The organism is Roseibium sp. MMSF_3247 (assembly GCF_030733765.1).
In the GTDB taxonomy this organism is placed as follows: Bacteria; Pseudomonadota; Alphaproteobacteria; order Rhizobiales; family Stappiaceae; genus Roseibium.
Genome location: NZ_JASHII010000003.1, coordinates 328,602 through 347,280, shown reverse-complemented (window position 1 = coordinate 347,280; position 18,679 = coordinate 328,602). Strand labels below are relative to the sequence as shown.

Below are 18,679 nucleotides of genomic sequence, written 5' to 3'. Positions count from 1 at the left end.
TCGGAGATCAAACTGATGAACGCAATAACTGGATTTGAAAAACTTGAGGTTGGGTACGACGTTCCGGCTGTCCCGGGTATGGACGAAGCGGACATCCAAACGCCATGCCTGGTGCTCGATTTGGATGCACTGGAGCGCAACATCAAGAAGATGGGCGACTATGCCAAAGCGCATGGTATGCGCCACCGCGTGCACGGCAAGATGCACAAGTCCGTCGATGTCGCCAAATTGCAGGAACGCCTCGGCGGGGCTGTCGGTGTTTGCTGCCAGAAAGTCAGTGAAGCCGAGGTCTTTGCCCGCGGCGGCATCAAGGATGTTCTGGTGTCCAACCAGGTACGCGACCCGGCGAAGATAAAGCGCTTGGCGCAGTTGCCGAAGCTCGGTGCCCGCACTTTGGTTTGTGTCGATGATATCGACAATGTAGTTGAACTTTCGGCAGCGACAGCAGAGGCAGGGACGACGCTGGAAGTCTTCATTGAAATCGACTGCGGTGCCGGCCGCTGCGGCGTAACGACGACGGAGGCGGTCGTTGAAATCGCGAAAGCCGTTGATGCAGCGCCGGGGCTGAAGTTTACCGGTATCCAAGCTTATCAGGGCGCCATGCAGCATCTCGATACGTACGAGGCGCGCCAGGAGAAGCTCGACGTTGCCATTGCCATGGTCAAGGATGCAGTCGCAGGATTGAAAGCGGCCTGTTTGGAGCCGGAACTGGTCTCCGGTGGCGGCACAGGGTCCTACTATTTCGAATCCAATTCAGGTGTCTACAACGAGTTGCAGTGCGGGTCGTATGCTTTCATGGATGCGGACTATGGCCGGATCCTGGACAAGGACGGCAACCGCATTGACCAGGGCGAGTGGGAGAATGCGTTCTTCATTCTCACCCAGGTGATGAGCCACGCAAAGGCCGACAAGGCGATCTGCGATGCCGGTTTGAAAGCCCAGTCGGTCGACAGTGGTCTGCCCTTCATTTTCGGTAGATCTGATGTTGAATACGTCAAATGCTCGGACGAGCATGGGGTGATTGCCGATCCAGATGGTGTCTTGCAGGTTGGCGAGAAGCTGAAGCTTGTCCCGGGCCACTGTGACCCGACGGCCAATGTCCATGATTGGTACGTTGGGGTCCGCAATGGCAAGGTTGAGACGGTCTGGCCGGTCTCCGCCCGCGGCAAGGCTTACTGATCCAGCACGTTGTTCGATATGGCTGAGCCCCGAGCGGGCTCGGCTTTTTTGTGGAGACACCTATGATCATTGTTCCTGAAAAGGAAATACCAGCCCTTCTGGGGCGGGCCGAAGCTTTTGAGGCAGTCGAAAGCGTATTCGCTGCAATGTCGAGCGGCGCTGCCTATAATTTTCCGGTCATTCGCGAAGCCATTGGCCATGCGGATGCACTATACGGCTTCAAGTCCGGCTTTGACCGGTCCTCGCTGGCATTGGGGCTGAAGTCCGGTGGGTACTGGCCAGGCAATGCCGACAAGGGTCTGACCAACCACCAGTCGACGGTTTTCCTGTTTGATGCGGACACCGGCAAGGCCAGAGCTATCGTTGGCGGCAATCTGTTGACGGCGCTGCGCACGGCGGCTGCTTCTGCCGTCTCGATCAAGCATCTGGCGCGCAAGGATGCAAAGGTTCTTGGTATGATCGGCGCAGGTCACCAATCCGCGTTTCAAATGCGGGCGGCTGCCGAACAGCGGTCTTTCGAGAAGGTGATCGGCTGGAACCTGCATCCTGAAATGCTGTCCCGGCTGGAAGAGACCGCCAAAGAGCTTGGTCTGCCTTTTGAGGCCGTAGATCTTGATCGTCTGGGGGCGGAAGCCGATGTTGTCATTTCCATCACATCCAGCTTTGACCCGATCTTGAAAGCAGCGCAGGTCACATCCGGAACGCACCTTGCCTGCATGGGCACCGACACGAAAGGCAAACAGGAAGTCGAAGCTGAACTGGTGGCCACGGCCGCCGTTTTCACGGATGAAGTCGCCCAGTCCTCGACCATCGGCGAGTGCCAGCACGCTGTTGCAAACGGGCTGATATCGCAGAATGACATCAACGAAATCGGGGCAGTCATTAACGGTAAACATCCGGGACGGACGTCAGAGGATGAAATCACCCTGTTCGACGGTACCGGTGTTGGTCTGCAGGACTTGGCTGTTGCTTCAGCGGTTGTCGACCTAGCGATCGAAAAGGGTGTCGCGATCAACGTTGATTTCTAACGGGGTTCGGCCAATCAATTTTCCAAGAACCTTGCCTGGGGCCAGCGGAAACGCTGGCCCTCTTTTTTGTTGGTGCGGATGTCATTGGTGATGCTTTTCAGTCTGGCGCCGCCTCGGACTTGATCCGGGGCCAAAGTGAATGATCAAGACGAATAGGGCTGATCACAAGGGCAGCCGAATTTATTGAGATACTGAATGCCAAAAAGAAAAGGGCCGCAGAAGCGGCCCAATCGATTTCGTAGGTTCTTACGCACTCGGATTACTCCGCCGGTAGAGAACCTTTGCCATGGCCGGCCATGCCGCCGGAGACTTCTTCGGTCGCTTCTTCGGACAGTTCATCTGGAAGGATCAGATTAAGGACAATGGCGATCGCTGCTGCGGGCAGAAGCCCCGTTGTCAGCAAGATCCGAGCTGTATCCGGCATATGCTGCAGCGCGCCCGGTTCCAGCTTAAGGCCCAGTCCGATGGTCAGGGCAATCGCGAAGATCACCATGTTGCGGCGGTTCCAGTTTACATCCGAGAGCATTGAGACACCCGCTGCGACAACCATTCCGAACATGACGATGACGCCGCCGCCAAGAACCTCAATCGGGACGGTGCGGATCAAACCGCCGACCTTTGGAACCAGCCCGCAGATGATCAGGAAAATGGCGCCGCATGTCACCACATGCTTGCTCATGACACCGGTCATGGCGATCAGGCCGACGTTCTGGCTGAAGGATGTGTTCGGAAACCCGCCGAACAAGCCGGCGACGGTGCTGCCCAGACCATCGGCGTAGGTCGCACCGGAAATTTCCTTGTCTGTTGCGTCACGGCCTGCACCACCTTTTGTAATCCCGGTGACGTCGCCCACGGTTTCGATTGCCGAAACAAAGCCCATGAGACAGAAGCCGATGACCGCAGCTGCGGAGATTTCAAACCCGTACTTGAAAGGTTGCGGCAGGGCGAATGCGCTGGCATTTGACCAGGAAGACGCAATGGTGTCGAAAGTGAGCATCCCGGTCATAAGCGCATAAATGTAACCTGCAATCAGGCCCAGCAGCACTGCAGAAACCGACAACATACCTCTGGCATAGAACTTGAGCCCAAGGGTGACGAAGATGACCACCAGCGCCGCAGACCAGTTGAGCAAAGACCCGTATTCCGGAGTGCCGATGGCCGGTACACCGCCGGCGGCGTATTGGATCCCGACCTTGACCAGTGACAGACCGATCATCGTAACGACCAATCCTGTGACAAGCGGCGGCAGGGCAAAGCGGATTTTCCCGATAAACAGACCCAGTACCGCATGGAACATGCCGCCGATGATGACCCCGCCAAAGACGGCGGCGAGCCCGTCAACGCCTTTGCCGGCGACAAGCGGAATCATGATCGGCAGGAAGGCAAAGGATGTACCTTGTACAATTGGCAGACCCGCGCCGACCGGGCCGAGCGTGATGGTTTGAAGCAGTGTTGCCACACCGGCAAACAGCATCGACATCTGGATTAGGTAAAGAAGCTCGGGAAAATCAGGTGAATTCGAACCGAAGCCGAAACCGGCAGCTCCCGCCACGATGATCGCGGGGGTCACGTTTGAAACAAACATGGCCAGGACGTGCTGGATCCCGAGCGGGATTGCCTTTGCCAAAGGCGGGGTATAGTTGGGATCGCGCAGTTGCTCCGGCGATCCGATCGATGCGTTACTCATGGTTTCTCCTCTGAAGGTCGATCGGATGTCCCTGTCTCGTTTGATGGACCGGGATCATCCTTTTTGTGAATCTCAAACCAGTTCTGGCGTGATCCCCACGGATGTGACTGCCAGCCCTCCCGGCACGGCAGGTTTTGAAAAGGTGAGCAGCCTGTTTCGCGCGGAGCGTGAGAGAACCGTGCGCAGGTCTTTTCTGGTCGTTGTGGTGAAGGTCGATGGGGACAGCACACTGCAAGTCGTAGACATACTTGCGCCCGCAAGATCTGAGCCGGTTGCCGGATTATCGGCGACCGGTGCCTGTAGTTTCCGTCCGGAAGAATGATGCGGGGATCCAGGCATGTTCTCTGACCCGTCTAACAATTGCTGTCATTTTTCTTATAAAGCAAAATAATCTTCTGACTTTCTTGTAAAATCAGAAGGTGCTTTTGGATATCGGCTGGTGCAAAACAATGCCTGTGCTCAGCATGATTGGCGGCAACAATGATTATTCAGGAGAGCCTTATGGCCGGATATCTAACCACCCATGTTCTCGACACCGCCCAAGGCTGTCCCGGCAAGGGGATCAAGATCGACCTTTACCGGATCTCCGGTGACAGCCGTATTTTCGTTCGTAGCCTCGTGACGAATAGTGATGGCAGGACAGACAGCCACATACTTCCGGCCGATGAATTCGAAACCGGCACTTATGAACTCGAGTTTTATGTGGGCGCATATTTCGATGAAGCTGGAACATCCCTGCCGGACCCAAAGTTCTTGGACGTCGTCCCGTTGCGCTTCGGCCTGTCGGAGGAAGCGCATTATCACGTCCCGCTCCTCGTCTCGCCATTTAGCTATTCGACTTACCGCGGAAGCTGATTGACCGGATATTGTTTTCAGCTTTGAGGAAGCCAGGGGCAGGGGACCTGCCTCTGGTTTTATTCTGCTGCTGTGGCGCGATCGCTGAGATCGGCATGCTTGATGACAAAGTCGACAAAGTGCCGAATTTTGGGATCCTGTAAGCGGCGGTGCGGATAAAGGCAGCCAAAAATTGTCGGCGGGGGCGGCGTGTCGGTGAGGATCTCCACGAGATCTCCCTTCCGCAAGTGCTCAGCAACATCGAACCGGGGTTTGTTGACAATACCGTATCCGCTGAGGGCCCAATCCGTCAGGACGTCGCTGTGATCGGCGTCGAACTTCCCGGAGACTTGTAGTTTTCGCGGCCCTTCTTTGGTCTCCAAGACCCAAAAATATTCCGGAGAATGCGGATAACGCAGCAAAAGGCAGTTGTGTTCGCCGGTCAAAAGATCATCTGGTGATTGCGGTATTCCATGCTTTTCAAGATATCCCGGAGCAGCGCATAGAACCCGCGGACAATCGGCGATCTTCCGCAGTTTCAAGTTGGAATCTTCCGGCGTGCCAATGAAGAAAGCAACGTCCAAACCGTCCGACATGATGTCGACTTTGCGGTCGGATAAACGCATGTGAACTTCTGTTGCGGGGAACTGTTCAACGAACTTAGGCACAAGCGGCGAGATGATCCGGCGTCCTGCACCGAGCGGTGCGGTGATCCGTAAAACACCGCGCGGCATATCGGAGAAACTCGCAACCGCTGCCTCTGCGTCATTGATGGATTCTAGAGCTTTTACAGCATGTTCGTAGAAAACCTTGCCGACTTCTGTCGGCGTCAGGGACCGGGTCGTTCTGTTGAACAACCGGGCACCAAGATGCTTCTCCAACTCCTTGATCCGCTTGCTGGCAACAGCTGGCGTCATCCGTAAATCCCGGCCGCCCGCCGTTATGCTGCCGAGCTCAACCACCCGCGTGAAGACCCGCAGGCTTTCCAGATAGGCCATCAGCAGTCCTCCCTCGTTCAGCTGTGTCCGGTCGCGATCGTTCTTCCGAGCCGTACCATTGATCCAATGGTGTGGTTCTAGACCGATTATCGCACAGGCATTTTCAATGGATTGTTGAAAGAATTTCCGGTTTAGCCAGATTTTTTAGAGGCGAACGCGGCCGTACGGTCCATGGCGAAATGAGAGCTTGCCGAGGACGCAATGAACCACCGCAATGAAATCCGGTTTCTTCTGAACGGCCGTGACGTCGCTGTCAAAGATGTCGAAGCCGACGCGACCCTACTCGATTTTCTGCGGCTGGATCGCCGGCTGACGGGAACCAAGGAAGGTTGCGCGGAAGGCGATTGCGGCGCCTGCACGGTTCTGGTCGGCAGGCTGCAAGACGGGCAGTTGATCTACGAGACCGTCAATGCCTGCATTCGGTTCATGGCGTCGCTTGATGGCAGTCATGTGGTGACCATCGAGCATCTGCGCGGCGAAAACGGCCAATTGCATCCAATCCAGCAGGCCATGGTCGACTATCACGGCAGCCAGTGCGGCTTCTGCACCCCAGGGTTCATAATGTCCCTTTATGCGCTGTGGATGGGAAATCCGGAGCCCACGGAAGCAGAGGTTGAAACCGCGATCCAGGGGAACCTCTGTCGCTGTACGGGTTATCAGCCGATCATCGCCGCTGCAATGGCTGCCAATCGGTATGGCACACCGGCGAATGATTTTCTGACAAAAGAACGCCAAGTAATTGCGGACCGGCTCTTAGCCTTGCGGGATGGCCGCAGGGTGGTTTGCGGTCCAAAGGACAACCAATCGATTGTTCCTTCTAGTCTTGACGATTTCGCTGACGTTCTGGCCGAATTTCCGCAAGCGACCATTGTGGCTGGGTCAACCGATGTCGGGCTCTGGGTCACCAAGTTCATGCGCCCCATAGGTCCGGCTGTCTTCATTGCACACCTTGAAGAGCTTAAATCCATTGCACTGACCAAGGATGCTCTGCAGATCGGGACAGGTGTGACATACACCGAAGCGCAGGAGAGCTTCTGCAAGGAATTCCCGCATCTTGAAGCCTACTGGGACCGGATTGCCGGTCAGCAGGTCCGCAATATGGGAACGATTGGCGGCAACATTGCCAATGGGTCACCGATCGGGGATATGCCGCCAGTCCTGATTGCACTTGGGGCTGAGGTCAAGCTGCGCAAAGGTAGCTTTACACGCTGGTTGCCGTTGGAAGACTTCTTCATCGAATACGGCAAGCAGGATCGCGCACCAGGTGAGTTTGTCGAAAGCATCTCGATCCCGCGTGCATCTGAACTTCAGCGTCACGGCGCCTACAAGATCTCCAAGCGACGCGACGAGGATATTTCCTCTGTCGCGGCCGGGATCAGTGTGACGGTGGAAAGCGGTGTGATTACCGAATGCCGGCTGGCGTTTGGCGGCATGGCCGGTACTCCGAAACGCGCAGCTGCGGCGGAAGCCGCGCTGACCGGGCAGGCTTGGGGACGAGCCGCTTTCACAGCCGCAGGCAAGGCGCTTGAGGCCGATTTCCAGCCGCTGTCCGATTGGCGGGCGTCCGCCGAGTACCGGATCACCGTCGCGCGCAACCTGCTGCAACGCTTTTTCCTCGCCCATGACGATCAGTCCGCAGAAGCGGCCGATCTTCTGTCCGCTTGATGACGAGAGTTCCATGAAACACGATACAATCACCAAAGCGACCGAAGCTGTCAGCGGCACTGTTCACACCAACCGGCACCATGACAGCGCGGAAAAGCATGTCACGGGCCGCGCGGAATACTGTGATGATATCGGCGAGCCGCAGGGGACATTGCACGCCTATTTGGGTGTCTCTTCTGTTGCGCATGGCTTGATCAAATCCATGGACCTGTCTGCTGTGTTGGCGGCTCCCGGTGTAATCGGGGTCCTGACGGCAGACGACATTCCGGGCGTGAACGACATCAGCCCGACAGGCCTAAAAGACGAGCCGGTTTTCCCGACGGAAAAAACCGAATTCCACGGTCAGCCGCTGTTTGCTGTGGTTGCCGAAAGCCGGAACGCAGCGCGCAGAGCAGCAGAGTTGGCCAAGGTCGATTATGAAGTGCTGCCCCATGCTCTGGATCCGCTCGAAGCTCAAGAGGTGGGGCATCCGTTCGTAACTGCGCCGCTTAAATTGGTGCGCGGTGAGATCGAACAAGGTTTTTCTGACGCAGACCACCGGATCAAGGGTCAGATCAAGATCGGCGGCCAGGATCACATGTATATGGAGGGGCAGATCGCCTTCGCCATTCCGGGAGAAGATGACGATGTTGTCGTGCATTGCTCGACCCAGCACCCGAGCGAGGCCCAGCACATGGTCGCGCATGTTCTTGGCTTGCCCTCCAATGCGGTAACAGTGAACGTCCGGCGTATGGGCGGCGGGTTCGGTGGCAAGGAAAGCCAGATGAACCTCTTTGCCGCTGTTGCCGCGATCGCGGCCAAGAAATGGAATTGCCCGGTCAAGATCCGGCCCGACCGGGATCAGGATATGACGGCGACCGGCAAGCGCCACGACTTCGTTGTCGATTACGATGTCGCGTTCGATGACAGCGGCCGCATCCAGGCCGTCGATGGTGTTTTCGCCGCACGCTGCGGCTACTCGGCGGACCTCTCAGGCCCGGTCACCGATCGCGCGCTGTTTCATGCTGATAACGCCTATTTTTATCCGAACGTCCGCTTGCGCAGCCGGCCGATGAAAACCAACACGGTTTCGAACACGGCGTTTCGCGGCTTTGGAGGGCCGCAAGGCGTTGTCGCAGCAGAACGGATGATTGAGGAAATCGCCTACGCGCTTGGCAAGGATCCTTTGGAAGTCCGCAAGGCCAACTTTTATGGAGAAGCAGGGGATGGGCGGACACTCACGCCGTATCATCAGGAGGTTGAAGACAACATTCTGCCGCGGCTGATTTCCGAGCTTGAGGAAACGGCCAATTACCAGGCGCGCCGAGATGCGATCCTTGCGTTCAACAAGGCGTCGAAAGTTATTAAGAAGGGAATAGCCCTCACACCGGTGAAGTTCGGCATTTCCTTCACCGCCACCTGGTACAATCAGGCCGGCGCTCTGATCCACATCTACAATGACGGCTCCATCCACCTGAACCACGGTGGAACGGAAATGGGTCAAGGGCTCAACACCAAGGTCGCACAGGTCGTTGCAGATGCCCTGCAAGTCGATTTTGAGCGCATCAAGATCACAAAGACCACCACTGAAAAAGTTCCCAATACCTCTGCGACGGCTGCGTCTTCGGGAACCGATCTCAACGGGATGGCAGCCCTCGATGCGGCTGAGCAGCTCAAAGCGCGGTTGACGGCTTTTGCCGCTGAACATTGGTCCGTTGAGCCAGAAACGGTCATCTTCCGCAACAATATGGTGCAGGTTGGTCAGGACGTCGTATCCTTCAGCGACCTGGTTCGCAAAGCCTATATGGCCCGGGTGCATTTATCGGCTGCCGGGTTCTACAAGACACCGAAGATCCATTGGGACCGTGCCGCCGGCAAGGGACGCCCGTTCTATTACTATTCCTATGGCGCCTCGTGCTCGGAAGTCTCCATCGATACGCTGACCGGGGAATACCGGGTGGAGCGGTCCGACATCCTGCATGATGTCGGCCGGTCTCTAAACCCTGTCCTCGACAAGGGGCAAGTAGAAGGTGCGTTCATTCAGGGAATGGGCTGGCTGACGACCGAGGAGCTGTGGTGGGACAAAGCCGGGCGCCTGCGCACCCATGCGCCGTCCACCTACAAGATCCCGCTGGCATCCGATCGGCCGCGTGTTTTCAACGTCAATCTGGCCGACTGGTCCGAGAACCGGGAACTGACCATCAAACGGTCCAAGGCTGTTGGCGAGCCGCCGTTCATGCTCGGCGTGTCCGTGTTTGAAGCTCTATCGATGGCGGTCGCCAGTGTTGCCGATTACCGGGAATGCCCGCGCCTCGATGCGCCCGCGACCCCTGAACGGGTGCTGCTTGCCGTCGAACGGCTGAAAGCAGGAGGTTAATGTTGTGACCGCGCTTTCTGCCAATGCGGTCGCGTTTTTTGATGCAGAAACCGCGATCATTCGCGTGGAGGTGACTGAAGTCCGTGGATCATCTCCACGGGAAGCGGGAACGGAGATGTTTGTCGGGGCAAAATTGCTCCAGGGGACCATCGGCGGCGGGCGGCTAGAGCAGATTGTGATCGACCGTGGCAGAGAGATGTTGGAGACCCGGCAGCTCTGGGACATGTTGGATGTCCCGCTAGGGCCGGAAATCGGCCAATGCTGCGGCGGGCATGTTCGCCTTCGCTTGAGTTGGATGAGCCGGGCGGATCGCCAGGAAGCGCTCTACCGGATCCGCAAGGAGAAGGCCGAGCAGCCGCACGTTTACATCATGGGTGCGGGGCATGTTGGACGCGCGATCGCTGATCTTCTTCAGCATGCTCCGGTGACATGCGTTCTGGTCGACATGCGCCAGGAGGAGCTGCAGAAGTGTGAGGCCACGGTCGACAAACGGTTGCGTGCACTGCCTGAGGTGGATGTGTTCAACGCGCCGCCCAAAAGCGCCTTCATCGTGCTCACCCACGACCATGGCCTCGACTTTCTTTTGACATCGGCGGCGCTGGAATTGGGGCATGCCGCATATGTCGGAATGATCGGATCGGCCACCAAACGCGCGAAACTGCGCTCATGGTGCCGGACCCATTGCGACGGCCTGACGATCGACCAGCTGACCTGCCCGATTGGGGCAACGGCCAGCCGCGATAAACGGCCGGAAATCATCGCTGCATTTGTAGCTGCCGAAGCGCTGACCGCTTTAACGACGGTTCAGCATGTCTCGGACAGCGGGGAGGAGGCTGCGCCGCTCGAAGCTGCGCAGTGAACCAATGGGCTTGCCGCGCCTGAGGAGAGGCGAGGTGTGCCTTTTTGACTGAAAGGAGACCCGGTATGCGGGTTGGGAGTTACGATTACAAACTGTTCTCAAGGGGCGATTTCAGCGCCTTTTGGGCACTGTTCACCGACAACCTTGTCAATCTGATGGTGCTTGCGGGCATCTGTCAGTTCGTCTTTCAAATGCCGGCGGAGATTGTCTATGGCCGGATCATTCCAGGCGCCGCTGTGGCAGTTCTGGCCGGCGTGGCCGTCTATGTCTTGCTCGCAAGACGCGCGGCCGCACAACACGGTCGGGAAGTAACTGCACTTCCCTACGGCATCTCCACTCCGGTGATGTTCGTCTATCTCTTCGGGGTGATCGGGCCGATCTACTGGTCCACGAACGATCCGGTTCTGGCGTGGCAGGTCGGTATCGGCGCCGGCTTCCTTGGCGGCATCGTGGCAGCGCTGGGCGCCATCATCGGTCCGTGGCTTAAAAAGGTGACTCCGCGCGCAGGCATGCTCGGCACATTGTGCGGCATTGCGCTGGTGTTCATTGGTTCGGTCCCCCTTGCGACCATCTTTGAAAACCCGTTCATTGGCTTTGCGTCGATGATCATCATCGTCTGGGGACTGGTTGGCCGTTTCCGTTTGCCTTTCAACATCCCGGCAGGGTTGTTGGCTCTGATCATCGGAACGGTCGTTGCTCTCTTGATCGGTCAATCCTCGATCAGTTTTGAAGGTGTCGGCTTCTATCCGCCGCTGCCATACTTCGGCGACCTGATTGCAGGTATCCAGCATCTGTTTGCCAACCCGGAGTTGTTCCTGGTTCTGGTGCCGGTGCAGATCTACAATTTCATCGAAACGATGAACAACGTGGAAAGCGCGGAAGCGGCTGGGGACCATTATCCGGTTGCAGCCTGTCAGATCACCGACGGCGCTGGCACCATTGTGGGTGCGCTGTTCGGTTCGCCGTTCCCGACCACCGCCTATATTGGACACCCGGCCTACAAGCGGATGGGGGCTCATTCCGGTTACATCATCGGTGTCGGCATTGTCATTCCGCTGGCGGCCATGTTCGGGTTCCTCGCCTTCTTGAGCAATCTGATCCCAGTTGCCGCAGCTGCGCCGGTTCTGGTGTTCGTTGCCCTCAGCCTCATCACCAACACCGCGCATGCCGTCAAGGTTGAGCATATGGCGGCCGTCACAATCGCGATGATGCCGCATGTCTCCGCGTTTCTGGTGGTGAAATGGGGTTCCTTGATGGGCGCGCTGAACGCAACTGGAGCTCAGGACGTTCTGCCGCTGGGCTCGCCGGAGCTGACGGCTGCACTGATGCAACAAGGCGCGCATTACGCTGGTCATTTGGCCCTGAGCCAGGGTGCGATCCTGACTGGACTGATCTGGGGCGCAATCGTTGCAAGTGTCATTGATGGCAAATTCCGGATCGCTGCTGGCTTTGCCTTTGCGGCCTTTGTGATGGCGTCGCTGGGTGTGATCCATTCGGCAACCTTGCACCTGCCCGAGTTTGGCGCCGTCAGCCTCGGTTATCTGATCGCCGCTGCCTTCCTTGTCATCTATCCGATCTTCCACAAGGAAGAAGCGATTGTGCCGGAAGCAGAAGGACTGCCCCGCCCGCAAGCCGCACCGGGCGAGTAATCCAAGCTGAAATAAACGCCGGGGCAGGCACTCTGCCCCGGCATCCAAACCTTCAGAAAGATGTGACCATGCAATCTGATCGCCTGATGCTCCGGGGACGCCTTTTGACGTTTAATGCGGAGCCTTTCGGAGCCGAAGACACGTCCGCCTACGATTACATCGAAGACGGCGCATTGCTGGTTGAAAACGGAATGATCCGTGCGAGAGGCGATTTCAGCGATCTGATCGGCGATGCCACTGGGGCGGAGATCGTCGACCATCGCCCGCATCTGCTGATGGCCGGGTTCATCGACACCCATATCCATTTCCCGCAGGTTCAGGTAATCGCATCTTGGGGCGCACAGCTGCTTGACTGGCTGAACACATACACATTTCCGGAAGAGACGCGATTTTCCGATGATGACCACGCAGCGGCCATGGCCTGCCGGTTTTTCGACCTGCTGACGAACCACGGAACGACCACTGCCGTTGCCTATTGCTCCGTTCACAAGGGCTCTGCGGAAGCCTATTTCGAAGAGGCCGAACAGCGCAATATGCGGGTGATCGGTGGCAAGGTACTGATGGACCGGAACGCACCTGACGGGCTGCGTGACACACCGAAAAGCGGCTATGATGACACCAAGGAACTGATCGCCAAATGGCATGGCAAGGGGCGGGCGAGCTACGCGATTACGCCCCGGTTTGCGATCACATCCACGCCGGAGCAAATGGTCATGACGCGGGCCTTGGTGCATGAACATCCGGATTGTTTCGTGCAGACGCATCTGTCTGAGAATAAAAACGAGATTGCCTACACACTGGAGCTTTATCCGGAGGCGCGGGACTATCTCGATGTCTATCAAAGATATGACCTGCTGAGCGACAAGATGTTGCTCGGTCACTCGATCCATCTGGAGCCGCGCGAGGTTGCCGTGATGGCTGAAACCGGATCCCGCCCGGTGTTCTGTCCAACCTCAAATCTCTTCCTTGGCAGCGGATTGTTCGATGAAGCACGGATGCGGAAGAACGGGATCATAAGTGCCATTGCAACAGATATCGGCGCCGGAACCAGCTATTCGATGCTGCAGACGCTGAACGAGGGTTACAAGATCCTGCAGCTGCAAGACCAGAAGCTTCATCCACTTCGTGCCTTCCATTGGATGACCCGTGGCAACGCTGTGGCGCTTGGCATGGAAGACAAGATCGGAACCCTGGATGCGGGTACGGAAGCCGATGTGGTCGTGCTGAATTCCAAAGCTACAGATGCGATGGCTCTGCGTATGGAACGTGCATCAAACATCTCTGAAGAGCTGTTTATCTTGCAAATGCGCGGCGATGATCGCGCCGTTGAGGAGGTCTATGTTGCTGGCCAAGCTCAAAAATCCGGGCGCCGAGCAATGGCCATTCCGGCGCTTAAACGCGTTCTGGAGCTTGCCTGATCATTCAGGAGGAAAGCTGCTTCGGCGAACTCACTAGTGTTCGCCGGGGCTGCCTTGGTCTCCAAGGAAGGCGATGACCGCTCTCCGCGAATGATTTCTCTGGCGCTTAAGCCCCCCAGGTGTCGCTGAGGCGGTAACCGGTGGGCCAGGGATCATCCGGATCCAGCATGTGCTGGTGAATCCCGCTGATCCATCCGCGGCCGCTGATCTCGGGGAAAATGGCAGGCTTTTCGCCAACCGACGTTTCTCCACAAATTTTTCCCGTGAACGTCGAGCCGATGATGGATGTCGCTTCCAAAGTCTGGCCGGCTTTCATTTGACCGCGGGAATGGAGCAGGGCCATCCGCGCGGATACGGCTGTTCCGGTTGGGGAACGGTCGACTTTGCCCGGTTGTATGGCAACGGCGGACCGAGCCGCGAGGCCAGTCGGGGTTTCCGACAGGGTTCCTGCAAACGCGCAAAAGGAAATGTGGGACCAGTCCGGCATCTTGAGATGCTTGAACCCCAGTTGTTCATTGGCGGCATTGGTGATGCGGACGCCGAGATGGGCGATGTCTTTCGCCTCGCTCTCTGTAATTTCAAATCCGAGTGACGCTGCATCGACAACCACGAAACTGTCGCCGCCAAAGGCCGTATCGACCGTCAACGTGCCAAGTCCCTCGACTTCCAGTGGGACGGACAGCTTGTCGGCAAAGCTGGCAACGTTCCGGACATGGATACGCTCAGCTTTGCCATTTCGGCAGTCGGCCCGCACGCGCACCAGCCCGCCCGGTGCTTCCAGAGTGAGCTCGGTGACCGGCTCTTTCATTTCGATGATGCCGCTGTCCAAAAGGACCGTCGAGACGCAGATCGAATTGGAGCCGGACATGGGGGGCGTGTCTTCCGGCTCCATGATGATGAAAGCTGCATTCGCCTCTGGATGTTTTGGGGGCACCAGGAGATTGACATGCCGGAAGACACCGCCCCGCGGCTCGTTCAAGACGAAGTTTCGAAGGGTCTGATCCTGCGCGATGAAGCTGCGCTGATCCCAGATGGTTTCTCCTGGAGGTGGGGCGACACCTCCGACGATGACATCGCCGACTTCACCCTCGGCATGGCAGGAAATCACGTGCACGGTTTTCAAGCTACGCATATGGGTACCTCATGCATAGGAGGCGACTGGCTCGCCAAGGGCGTCGAAAATCGGTGTGATGCCAAGGCCTGGCCGGTTTGAAGCGGTCATTCGGCCGTTCTCGCGTTTTGGCGCACCCTCAGCGATATCGACTGTGCCATAGCTGTTGAAGTCTGTGGCGGAGAAGGTGAACTCGGACGGTGTCGACCGGGCCAGATGGGCGATCGTCGCCGTGGTGATGTCGCCGCCCCACGTGTCTTCAATGGTCATCGGGATGCCGTGCACAACACACAAATCCCGCATCAGCTTGGCCTTCGTCAGGCCGCCGACCTTCGAAATCTTCAAATTGATGCAATCCATGGCATCTTCGGCGAGGCCGCGGACCAGCATGTTCGGCCCGTCGATGACTTCATCCAGAATGAACGGCAGGGCCGTGCGGCGCCTGATAGACACGCTCTCTTCGTATGTCAGGCAGGGTTGCTCGATATAGACATCCAGCGCAGAGACCGCGCCAACAACACGTGCCGCCTCATGCCGGGTCCAGCCTGTGTTTGCGTCTGCGACCAAAATGTCGGAGGGTTTCAAGACCGCTCGTGTGGCTCGAATGCGCTCGATATCGTCATTGGCGTCGCCGCCGACTTTCAGCTGGAACTTGGTGTAGCCTTCTGCCGCATAGCCTTCGATTTTAGCGGCCATGGTTTCGGGTGCTTCCTGGCTGATCGCCCGGTAGAGCACAACATCGTCCTGCGCTGCGCCACCCAGCAGCGTATAGACCGGTTGGCCGGTTACCTTGCCCAGGAGATCCCAGCAGGCAATGTCGATTGGCGCTTTTGCGTAAGGATGACCGCGCAAGGCGGCGTCCATAACGCGGTTGACTTCGCCGATATTGAGCGGATCCAGGCCGATCAGATACGGTGCCAGCTCCTTGATACCTGAGCGCACGCCAAGGGCATAACTTGGCAGATAGGCCGATCCGAGCGGACAACATTCCGCATAGCCTTTGAGGCCATCATCGGTCAAAAGCTCAACAACGGTGCTGTCGAAGACATCAATGTAGTTGCCATTCGACCAGCTGTACCGGCCCTCCTTTAGGGGAAGGTCCACCTGGTAAACATTGATTGCGGTGATTTTCATGGTGCTCCTCCGATGAAGGGGTTCAAAAGCGGTTTGGCGAATACACCGCAGGGTCGATGGGGAACTCTGTGCCCGCGACGAATGCGCGGACCAATTCAGCAGTGCCAGCGGATTGGGTCAGTCCGAGGTGGCCGTGTCCAAAGGCGTAGATAACTCGTTTGTCTTTGGATGAGTGCCCGATCACCGGAAGGCTGTCCGGCAAAGAGGGGCGGAACCCCATCCATTGTTTTCCGGTTTTGCTATCAAGCCCGGGCAAAAAGGATCTGGCCTTCTCAAGAAGGATCTCGGCCCGCTTGTAGTTGGCGGGAAGATTCAAGCCGCCCAATTCAACAGCCCCACCAACCCGGATGCCGTCGTTGATGCGGGTGACGACAAAACCGTGGCCCGGGAAGGTCAGGTGCGTCTTCAAATCGAAGTCAGTTGCCGGAAGTGTTGTGTTGTAACCGCGCTCGGTTTCCAGCGGGATTGTGTGGCCGAGCGTCTTGGCCAAGTGGTGCGACCAGGCACCGGCAGCAACAATCACGTGCGATGCGCAGTGGGTTCCGTTTGCCGTACGGATCTCAACCCCGTTGCCCGTTGACCGGAGCTGCGTTGCGTTGGCTTTGATTATGTCTCCGTCGCGCGCCCGGAAGACGTTCGTCAAATGCGAAAGCCAGGCCGCTGGATCACAGGTGTTGATCCAATCCGGCGTGAAGCCGGCGAAAGAAAAGCGACTATCGATGCCGGGCTGAATGTCCGCGATCTCTTCCGCGGACTTTAGAAGCGTGAAATTGACCCCATGTTTCCGGCGCAACTCCCAATCGGGCAAACTGGCCTGAAACTCCTGTTCACTCTCGTAAAGCTGCAACTGGCCGTCTCTGCGGATCAGCTCGTCAGCTGAAGTGTCTCTGATCATTGTTTCCAGAGCCTCCTGAGACAACGTCATCAAGCTGGCCTGTGCCGCGAGGCTTTTCCGGTATCTGTCGGGCAGGCTGGAACGCCAGAAGCGGACCAGCCAGGGAAGGATCTTGAACGCATAAGCAGGGGGAACGGACAAAGGTCCCAAGGGATCCAGTAGCCACTTGGGCGCCTTGCGCATGATGCCAGGCGCGGCAAGCGGCATGATGTCTGCAAAGGCAAAAGCACCGGCGTTCATGTCCGAGGCTCTTGGACTGCTGTCTTGCCGGTCGAGGACGGTCACCTTGCAGCCGTCCGCCTGAAGGGCGAGGGCTGCGGAGATGCCGATAACGCCGGCTCCGATGACAATCACGTCTTGCACGTTGGGATCCACTTGAAACTTGAGTGGCTGTCCCGCCGGGCGGTCATTGGCGGGACAGGAACAGGCTTATGGGAGGGTGTACGCAGTCTTAACCGTCGTATAGAATTCCGCGGCGTAGCGTCCCTGCTCGCGGGAGCCAAAGCTGGAGCCTTTCGTTCCGCCAAACGGAACGTGGTAGTCGACGCCAGCGGTTGGAAGATTGACCATCACCATTCCGGCTTGGGCATTCCTTTTGAAATGTTGCGCGTGTTTCAGCGAGGTGGTGCAGATGCCTGCGCTGAGACCGAATTCCGTATCATTGGCTGTGGCAAGGGCTTCGTCATAGTCCTTGACCCTGATGACGGACGCGACCGGCCCAAACACTTCCTCACGGTTGATCCGCATGGCGTTGGTGGTTTCCGTGATCAAGGCCGGAGCCATAAAGAAACCACTTGTGGCGAGCTTCAGTTGTTGGCCGCCCAGAACCTTGCCACCTTCGTTGCCCGCGATGTCGACATAGGAAAGGTTCTGCTCGAGCTGACGTTGATCGACCACGGGGCCCATCTGTATGCCGGATTCTAAGGCATGACCGACCTTGAGCGCCATCATCCGATCGTAGAGCGTTGCCACAAACTGATCGTGGATCTTCTCCGTTACGATCAACCGGGAGCCAGCGGTGCAGCGCTGACCAGTGGAGAAGAAAGCACCATTCAAGCAGGCATCGACGGCAAGTTCCAAATCTGCGTCGTCTAGAACCACCATCGGGTTCTTGCCGCCCATTTCCAGCTGAACCTTTTTTAGGTTTGCTCCGCAGGCCGCAGCGATCCCGCGGCCCGTCGGCACCGAGCCGGTGAAGGAAATCGCGTTGACCTTGTCGCTGTCGATCATGCGCGGGCCGAGTTCCGAGCCCCGGCCCATGACCAAGTTTACGACACCAACTGGCAAGCCGGATCGGGAAATGATCTCGACCAGCGCATGGGCGCATCCAGGCACCAGTTCCGCCGGTTTCAAGATGACGGTGTTGCCGTAGCAAAGCGCCGGTGCGAGCTTCCAGGCTGGAATGGCGATCGGAAAATTCCATGGTGTGATCAATCCGATGACGCCGACCGGTGCGCGGGTGATATCGATCTCCACGCCAGGCCGGACAGAATCGAGCCGGTCACCCGTTTGGCGAAGCGCTTCGCCGGCAAAGAACTTGAAGATCTGGCCCGCACGCGCGGCTTCACCAATACCCTCTGGCAGTGTCTTGCCTTCCTCCCTGGAAAGCAACGTGCCGAGCTCTTCCTTGCGCGCCAGAATTTCCGTTCCGATGAAATCGAGCACGTCGAAACGTTGCTGTGGCGTGGACGCGGCCCACTCTGGAGCTGCTGCATGCGCTGCGCCGATGGCCTTGTCGAGATCCGCCACAGTCCCCTTCGCTGCATGGCCAAGAATGTCGGTCGTGTCCGACGGGTTCACGTTGGGAGTGCTCTCGGCTGTCGCTAGCCATGCTCCACCGATAAAGTTATTATAATCCATGAGGTT

The 18,679-nt window shown here is 57.6% G+C and carries 15 protein-coding genes; 9 read left to right on the top strand and 6 right to left on the bottom strand.

The genetic code is table 11. The features are described from left to right. Positions 1-15: 15 nt before the first annotated feature. Positions 16-1,179: a 3-hydroxy-D-aspartate aldolase BhcC gene (gene bhcC, locus RBB44_RS11945; protein WP_306147590.1), complete on the top strand. Its 1,164-nt coding sequence runs from the start codon at positions 16-18 to the stop codon at positions 1,177-1,179. A 62-nt stretch (positions 1,180-1,241) separates the two neighbouring features. Continuing rightward, positions 1,242-2,207 (top strand): iminosuccinate reductase BhcD, encoded by a 966-nt coding sequence (gene bhcD / locus RBB44_RS11940; protein ID WP_306147589.1) that lies wholly within the window; start codon positions 1,242-1,244, stop codon positions 2,205-2,207. Between the two features lie 259 nt (positions 2,208-2,466). Here bhcD and RBB44_RS11935 read toward each other — a convergent pair whose 3' ends face one another. Then, positions 2,467-3,894 carry a uracil-xanthine permease family protein gene (locus tag RBB44_RS11935; protein ID WP_306147588.1) on the bottom strand — a complete coding sequence of 476 codons (1,428 nt, stop codon included), beginning with the start codon at positions 3,892-3,894 and terminating at the stop codon, positions 2,467-2,469. Between RBB44_RS11935 and RBB44_RS11930 the strand changes: the two genes are divergently transcribed. Both RBB44_RS11930 and uraH read left to right on the top strand, forming a co-directional pair. Then, the gene (locus tag RBB44_RS11930; RefSeq protein WP_306147587.1) at positions 3,893-4,216 is read left to right on the top strand and encodes a hypothetical protein; all 324 of its coding nucleotides are present in this window, start codon (positions 3,893-3,895) and stop codon (positions 4,214-4,216) included. The genes RBB44_RS11935 and RBB44_RS11930 overlap by 2 nt on opposite strands. Before the next feature lie 179 nt (positions 4,217-4,395). Continuing rightward, positions 4,396-4,749: a hydroxyisourate hydrolase gene (gene uraH / locus RBB44_RS11925; RefSeq protein ID WP_306147586.1), complete on the top strand. Its 354-nt coding sequence runs from the start codon at positions 4,396-4,398 to the stop codon at positions 4,747-4,749. 59 nt (positions 4,750-4,808) lie between these two features. Here the strand turns inward: uraH and RBB44_RS11920 are convergent, their stop codons facing one another. Beyond that, entirely contained in the window at positions 4,809-5,726 is a 918-nt protein-coding gene (locus RBB44_RS11920) for a LysR family transcriptional regulator (protein ID WP_306147585.1), read from the bottom strand. Between the two features lie 201 nt (positions 5,727-5,927). On the opposite strand from RBB44_RS11920, the gene xdhA reads away from it, so the two are divergent. From xdhA to guaD, 5 genes are all read left to right on the top strand, one after another. Continuing rightward, on the top strand, positions 5,928-7,391 hold the full coding sequence (gene xdhA / locus RBB44_RS11915) for a xanthine dehydrogenase small subunit (protein ID WP_306147584.1): 1,464 nt from the start codon (positions 5,928-5,930) through the stop codon (positions 7,389-7,391). Between the two features lie 13 nt (positions 7,392-7,404). Further along, positions 7,405-9,747 (top strand): xanthine dehydrogenase molybdopterin binding subunit, encoded by a 2,343-nt coding sequence (gene xdhB, locus RBB44_RS11910; RefSeq protein ID WP_306147583.1) that lies wholly within the window; start codon positions 7,405-7,407, stop codon positions 9,745-9,747. Positions 9,748-9,751: 4 nt separating this feature from the next. After that, on the top strand, positions 9,752-10,606 hold the full coding sequence (gene xdhC / locus RBB44_RS11905) for a xanthine dehydrogenase accessory protein XdhC (protein ID WP_306147582.1): 855 nt from the start codon (positions 9,752-9,754) through the stop codon (positions 10,604-10,606). Between the two features lie 65 nt (positions 10,607-10,671). Further along, on the top strand, positions 10,672-12,255 hold the full coding sequence (locus tag RBB44_RS11900; RefSeq protein ID WP_306147581.1) for a xanthine/uracil/vitamin C permease: 1,584 nt from the start codon (positions 10,672-10,674) through the stop codon (positions 12,253-12,255). 68 nt (positions 12,256-12,323) lie between these two features. Next, the gene (gene guaD / locus RBB44_RS11895) at positions 12,324-13,673 is read left to right on the top strand and encodes a guanine deaminase (RefSeq protein WP_306147580.1); all 1,350 of its coding nucleotides are present in this window, start codon (positions 12,324-12,326) and stop codon (positions 13,671-13,673) included. Positions 13,674-13,779: 106 nt separating this feature from the next. Here guaD and RBB44_RS11890 read toward each other — a convergent pair whose 3' ends face one another. The 4 genes from RBB44_RS11890 to RBB44_RS11875 all read right to left on the bottom strand — a co-directional run bounded on the left by RBB44_RS11890 (position 13,780) and on the right by RBB44_RS11875 (position 18,673). Then, positions 13,780-14,805 (bottom strand): proline racemase family protein, encoded by a 1,026-nt coding sequence (locus tag RBB44_RS11890; RefSeq protein WP_306147579.1) that lies wholly within the window; start codon positions 14,803-14,805, stop codon positions 13,780-13,782. A 9-nt stretch (positions 14,806-14,814) separates the two neighbouring features. Then, the gene (locus RBB44_RS11885; protein ID WP_306147578.1) at positions 14,815-15,918 is read right to left on the bottom strand and encodes a cis-3-hydroxy-L-proline dehydratase; all 1,104 of its coding nucleotides are present in this window, start codon (positions 15,916-15,918) and stop codon (positions 14,815-14,817) included. A 22-nt stretch (positions 15,919-15,940) separates the two neighbouring features. Beyond that, the gene (locus RBB44_RS11880) at positions 15,941-17,176 is read right to left on the bottom strand and encodes an FAD-binding oxidoreductase (protein WP_306147577.1); all 1,236 of its coding nucleotides are present in this window, start codon (positions 17,174-17,176) and stop codon (positions 15,941-15,943) included. A gap of 66 nt (positions 17,177-17,242) precedes the next feature. Continuing rightward, positions 17,243-18,673 carry an aldehyde dehydrogenase family protein gene (locus RBB44_RS11875; RefSeq protein ID WP_306147576.1) on the bottom strand — a complete coding sequence of 477 codons (1,431 nt, stop codon included), beginning with the start codon at positions 18,671-18,673 and terminating at the stop codon, positions 17,243-17,245. Positions 18,674-18,679: the final 6 nt, after the last annotated feature.

What these genes read in the sequence shown, in the direction of transcription:
- bhcC (WP_306147590.1), top strand. Translation starts at nt 16, where the DNA reads ATGAACGCAATAACTGGATTTGAAAAACTTGAGGTTGGGTACGACGTT.
- RBB44_RS11935 (WP_306147588.1), bottom strand. Translation starts at nt 3,894, where the DNA reads ATGAGTAACGCATCGATCGGATCGCCGGAGCAACTGCGCGATCCCAAC.
- RBB44_RS11875 (WP_306147576.1), bottom strand. Translation starts at nt 18,673, where the DNA reads ATGGATTATAATAACTTTATCGGTGGAGCATGGCTAGCGACAGCCGAG.
- xdhA (WP_306147584.1), top strand. Translation starts at nt 5,928, where the DNA reads ATGAACCACCGCAATGAAATCCGGTTTCTTCTGAACGGCCGTGACGTC.
- RBB44_RS11885 (WP_306147578.1), bottom strand. Translation starts at nt 15,918, where the DNA reads ATGAAAATCACCGCAATCAATGTTTACCAGGTGGACCTTCCCCTAAAG.
- RBB44_RS11920 (WP_306147585.1), bottom strand. Translation starts at nt 5,726, where the DNA reads ATGGCCTATCTGGAAAGCCTGCGGGTCTTCACGCGGGTGGTTGAGCTC.
- RBB44_RS11890 (WP_306147579.1), bottom strand. Translation starts at nt 14,805, where the DNA reads ATGCGTAGCTTGAAAACCGTGCACGTGATTTCCTGCCATGCCGAGGGT.
- guaD (WP_306147580.1), top strand. Translation starts at nt 12,324, where the DNA reads ATGCAATCTGATCGCCTGATGCTCCGGGGACGCCTTTTGACGTTTAAT.
- RBB44_RS11930 (WP_306147587.1), top strand. Translation starts at nt 3,893, where the DNA reads ATGGTTTCTCCTCTGAAGGTCGATCGGATGTCCCTGTCTCGTTTGATG.
- bhcD (WP_306147589.1), top strand. Translation starts at nt 1,242, where the DNA reads ATGATCATTGTTCCTGAAAAGGAAATACCAGCCCTTCTGGGGCGGGCC.
- uraH (WP_306147586.1), top strand. Translation starts at nt 4,396, where the DNA reads ATGGCCGGATATCTAACCACCCATGTTCTCGACACCGCCCAAGGCTGT.
- RBB44_RS11900 (WP_306147581.1), top strand. Translation starts at nt 10,672, where the DNA reads ATGCGGGTTGGGAGTTACGATTACAAACTGTTCTCAAGGGGCGATTTC.
- xdhB (WP_306147583.1), top strand. Translation starts at nt 7,405, where the DNA reads ATGAAACACGATACAATCACCAAAGCGACCGAAGCTGTCAGCGGCACT.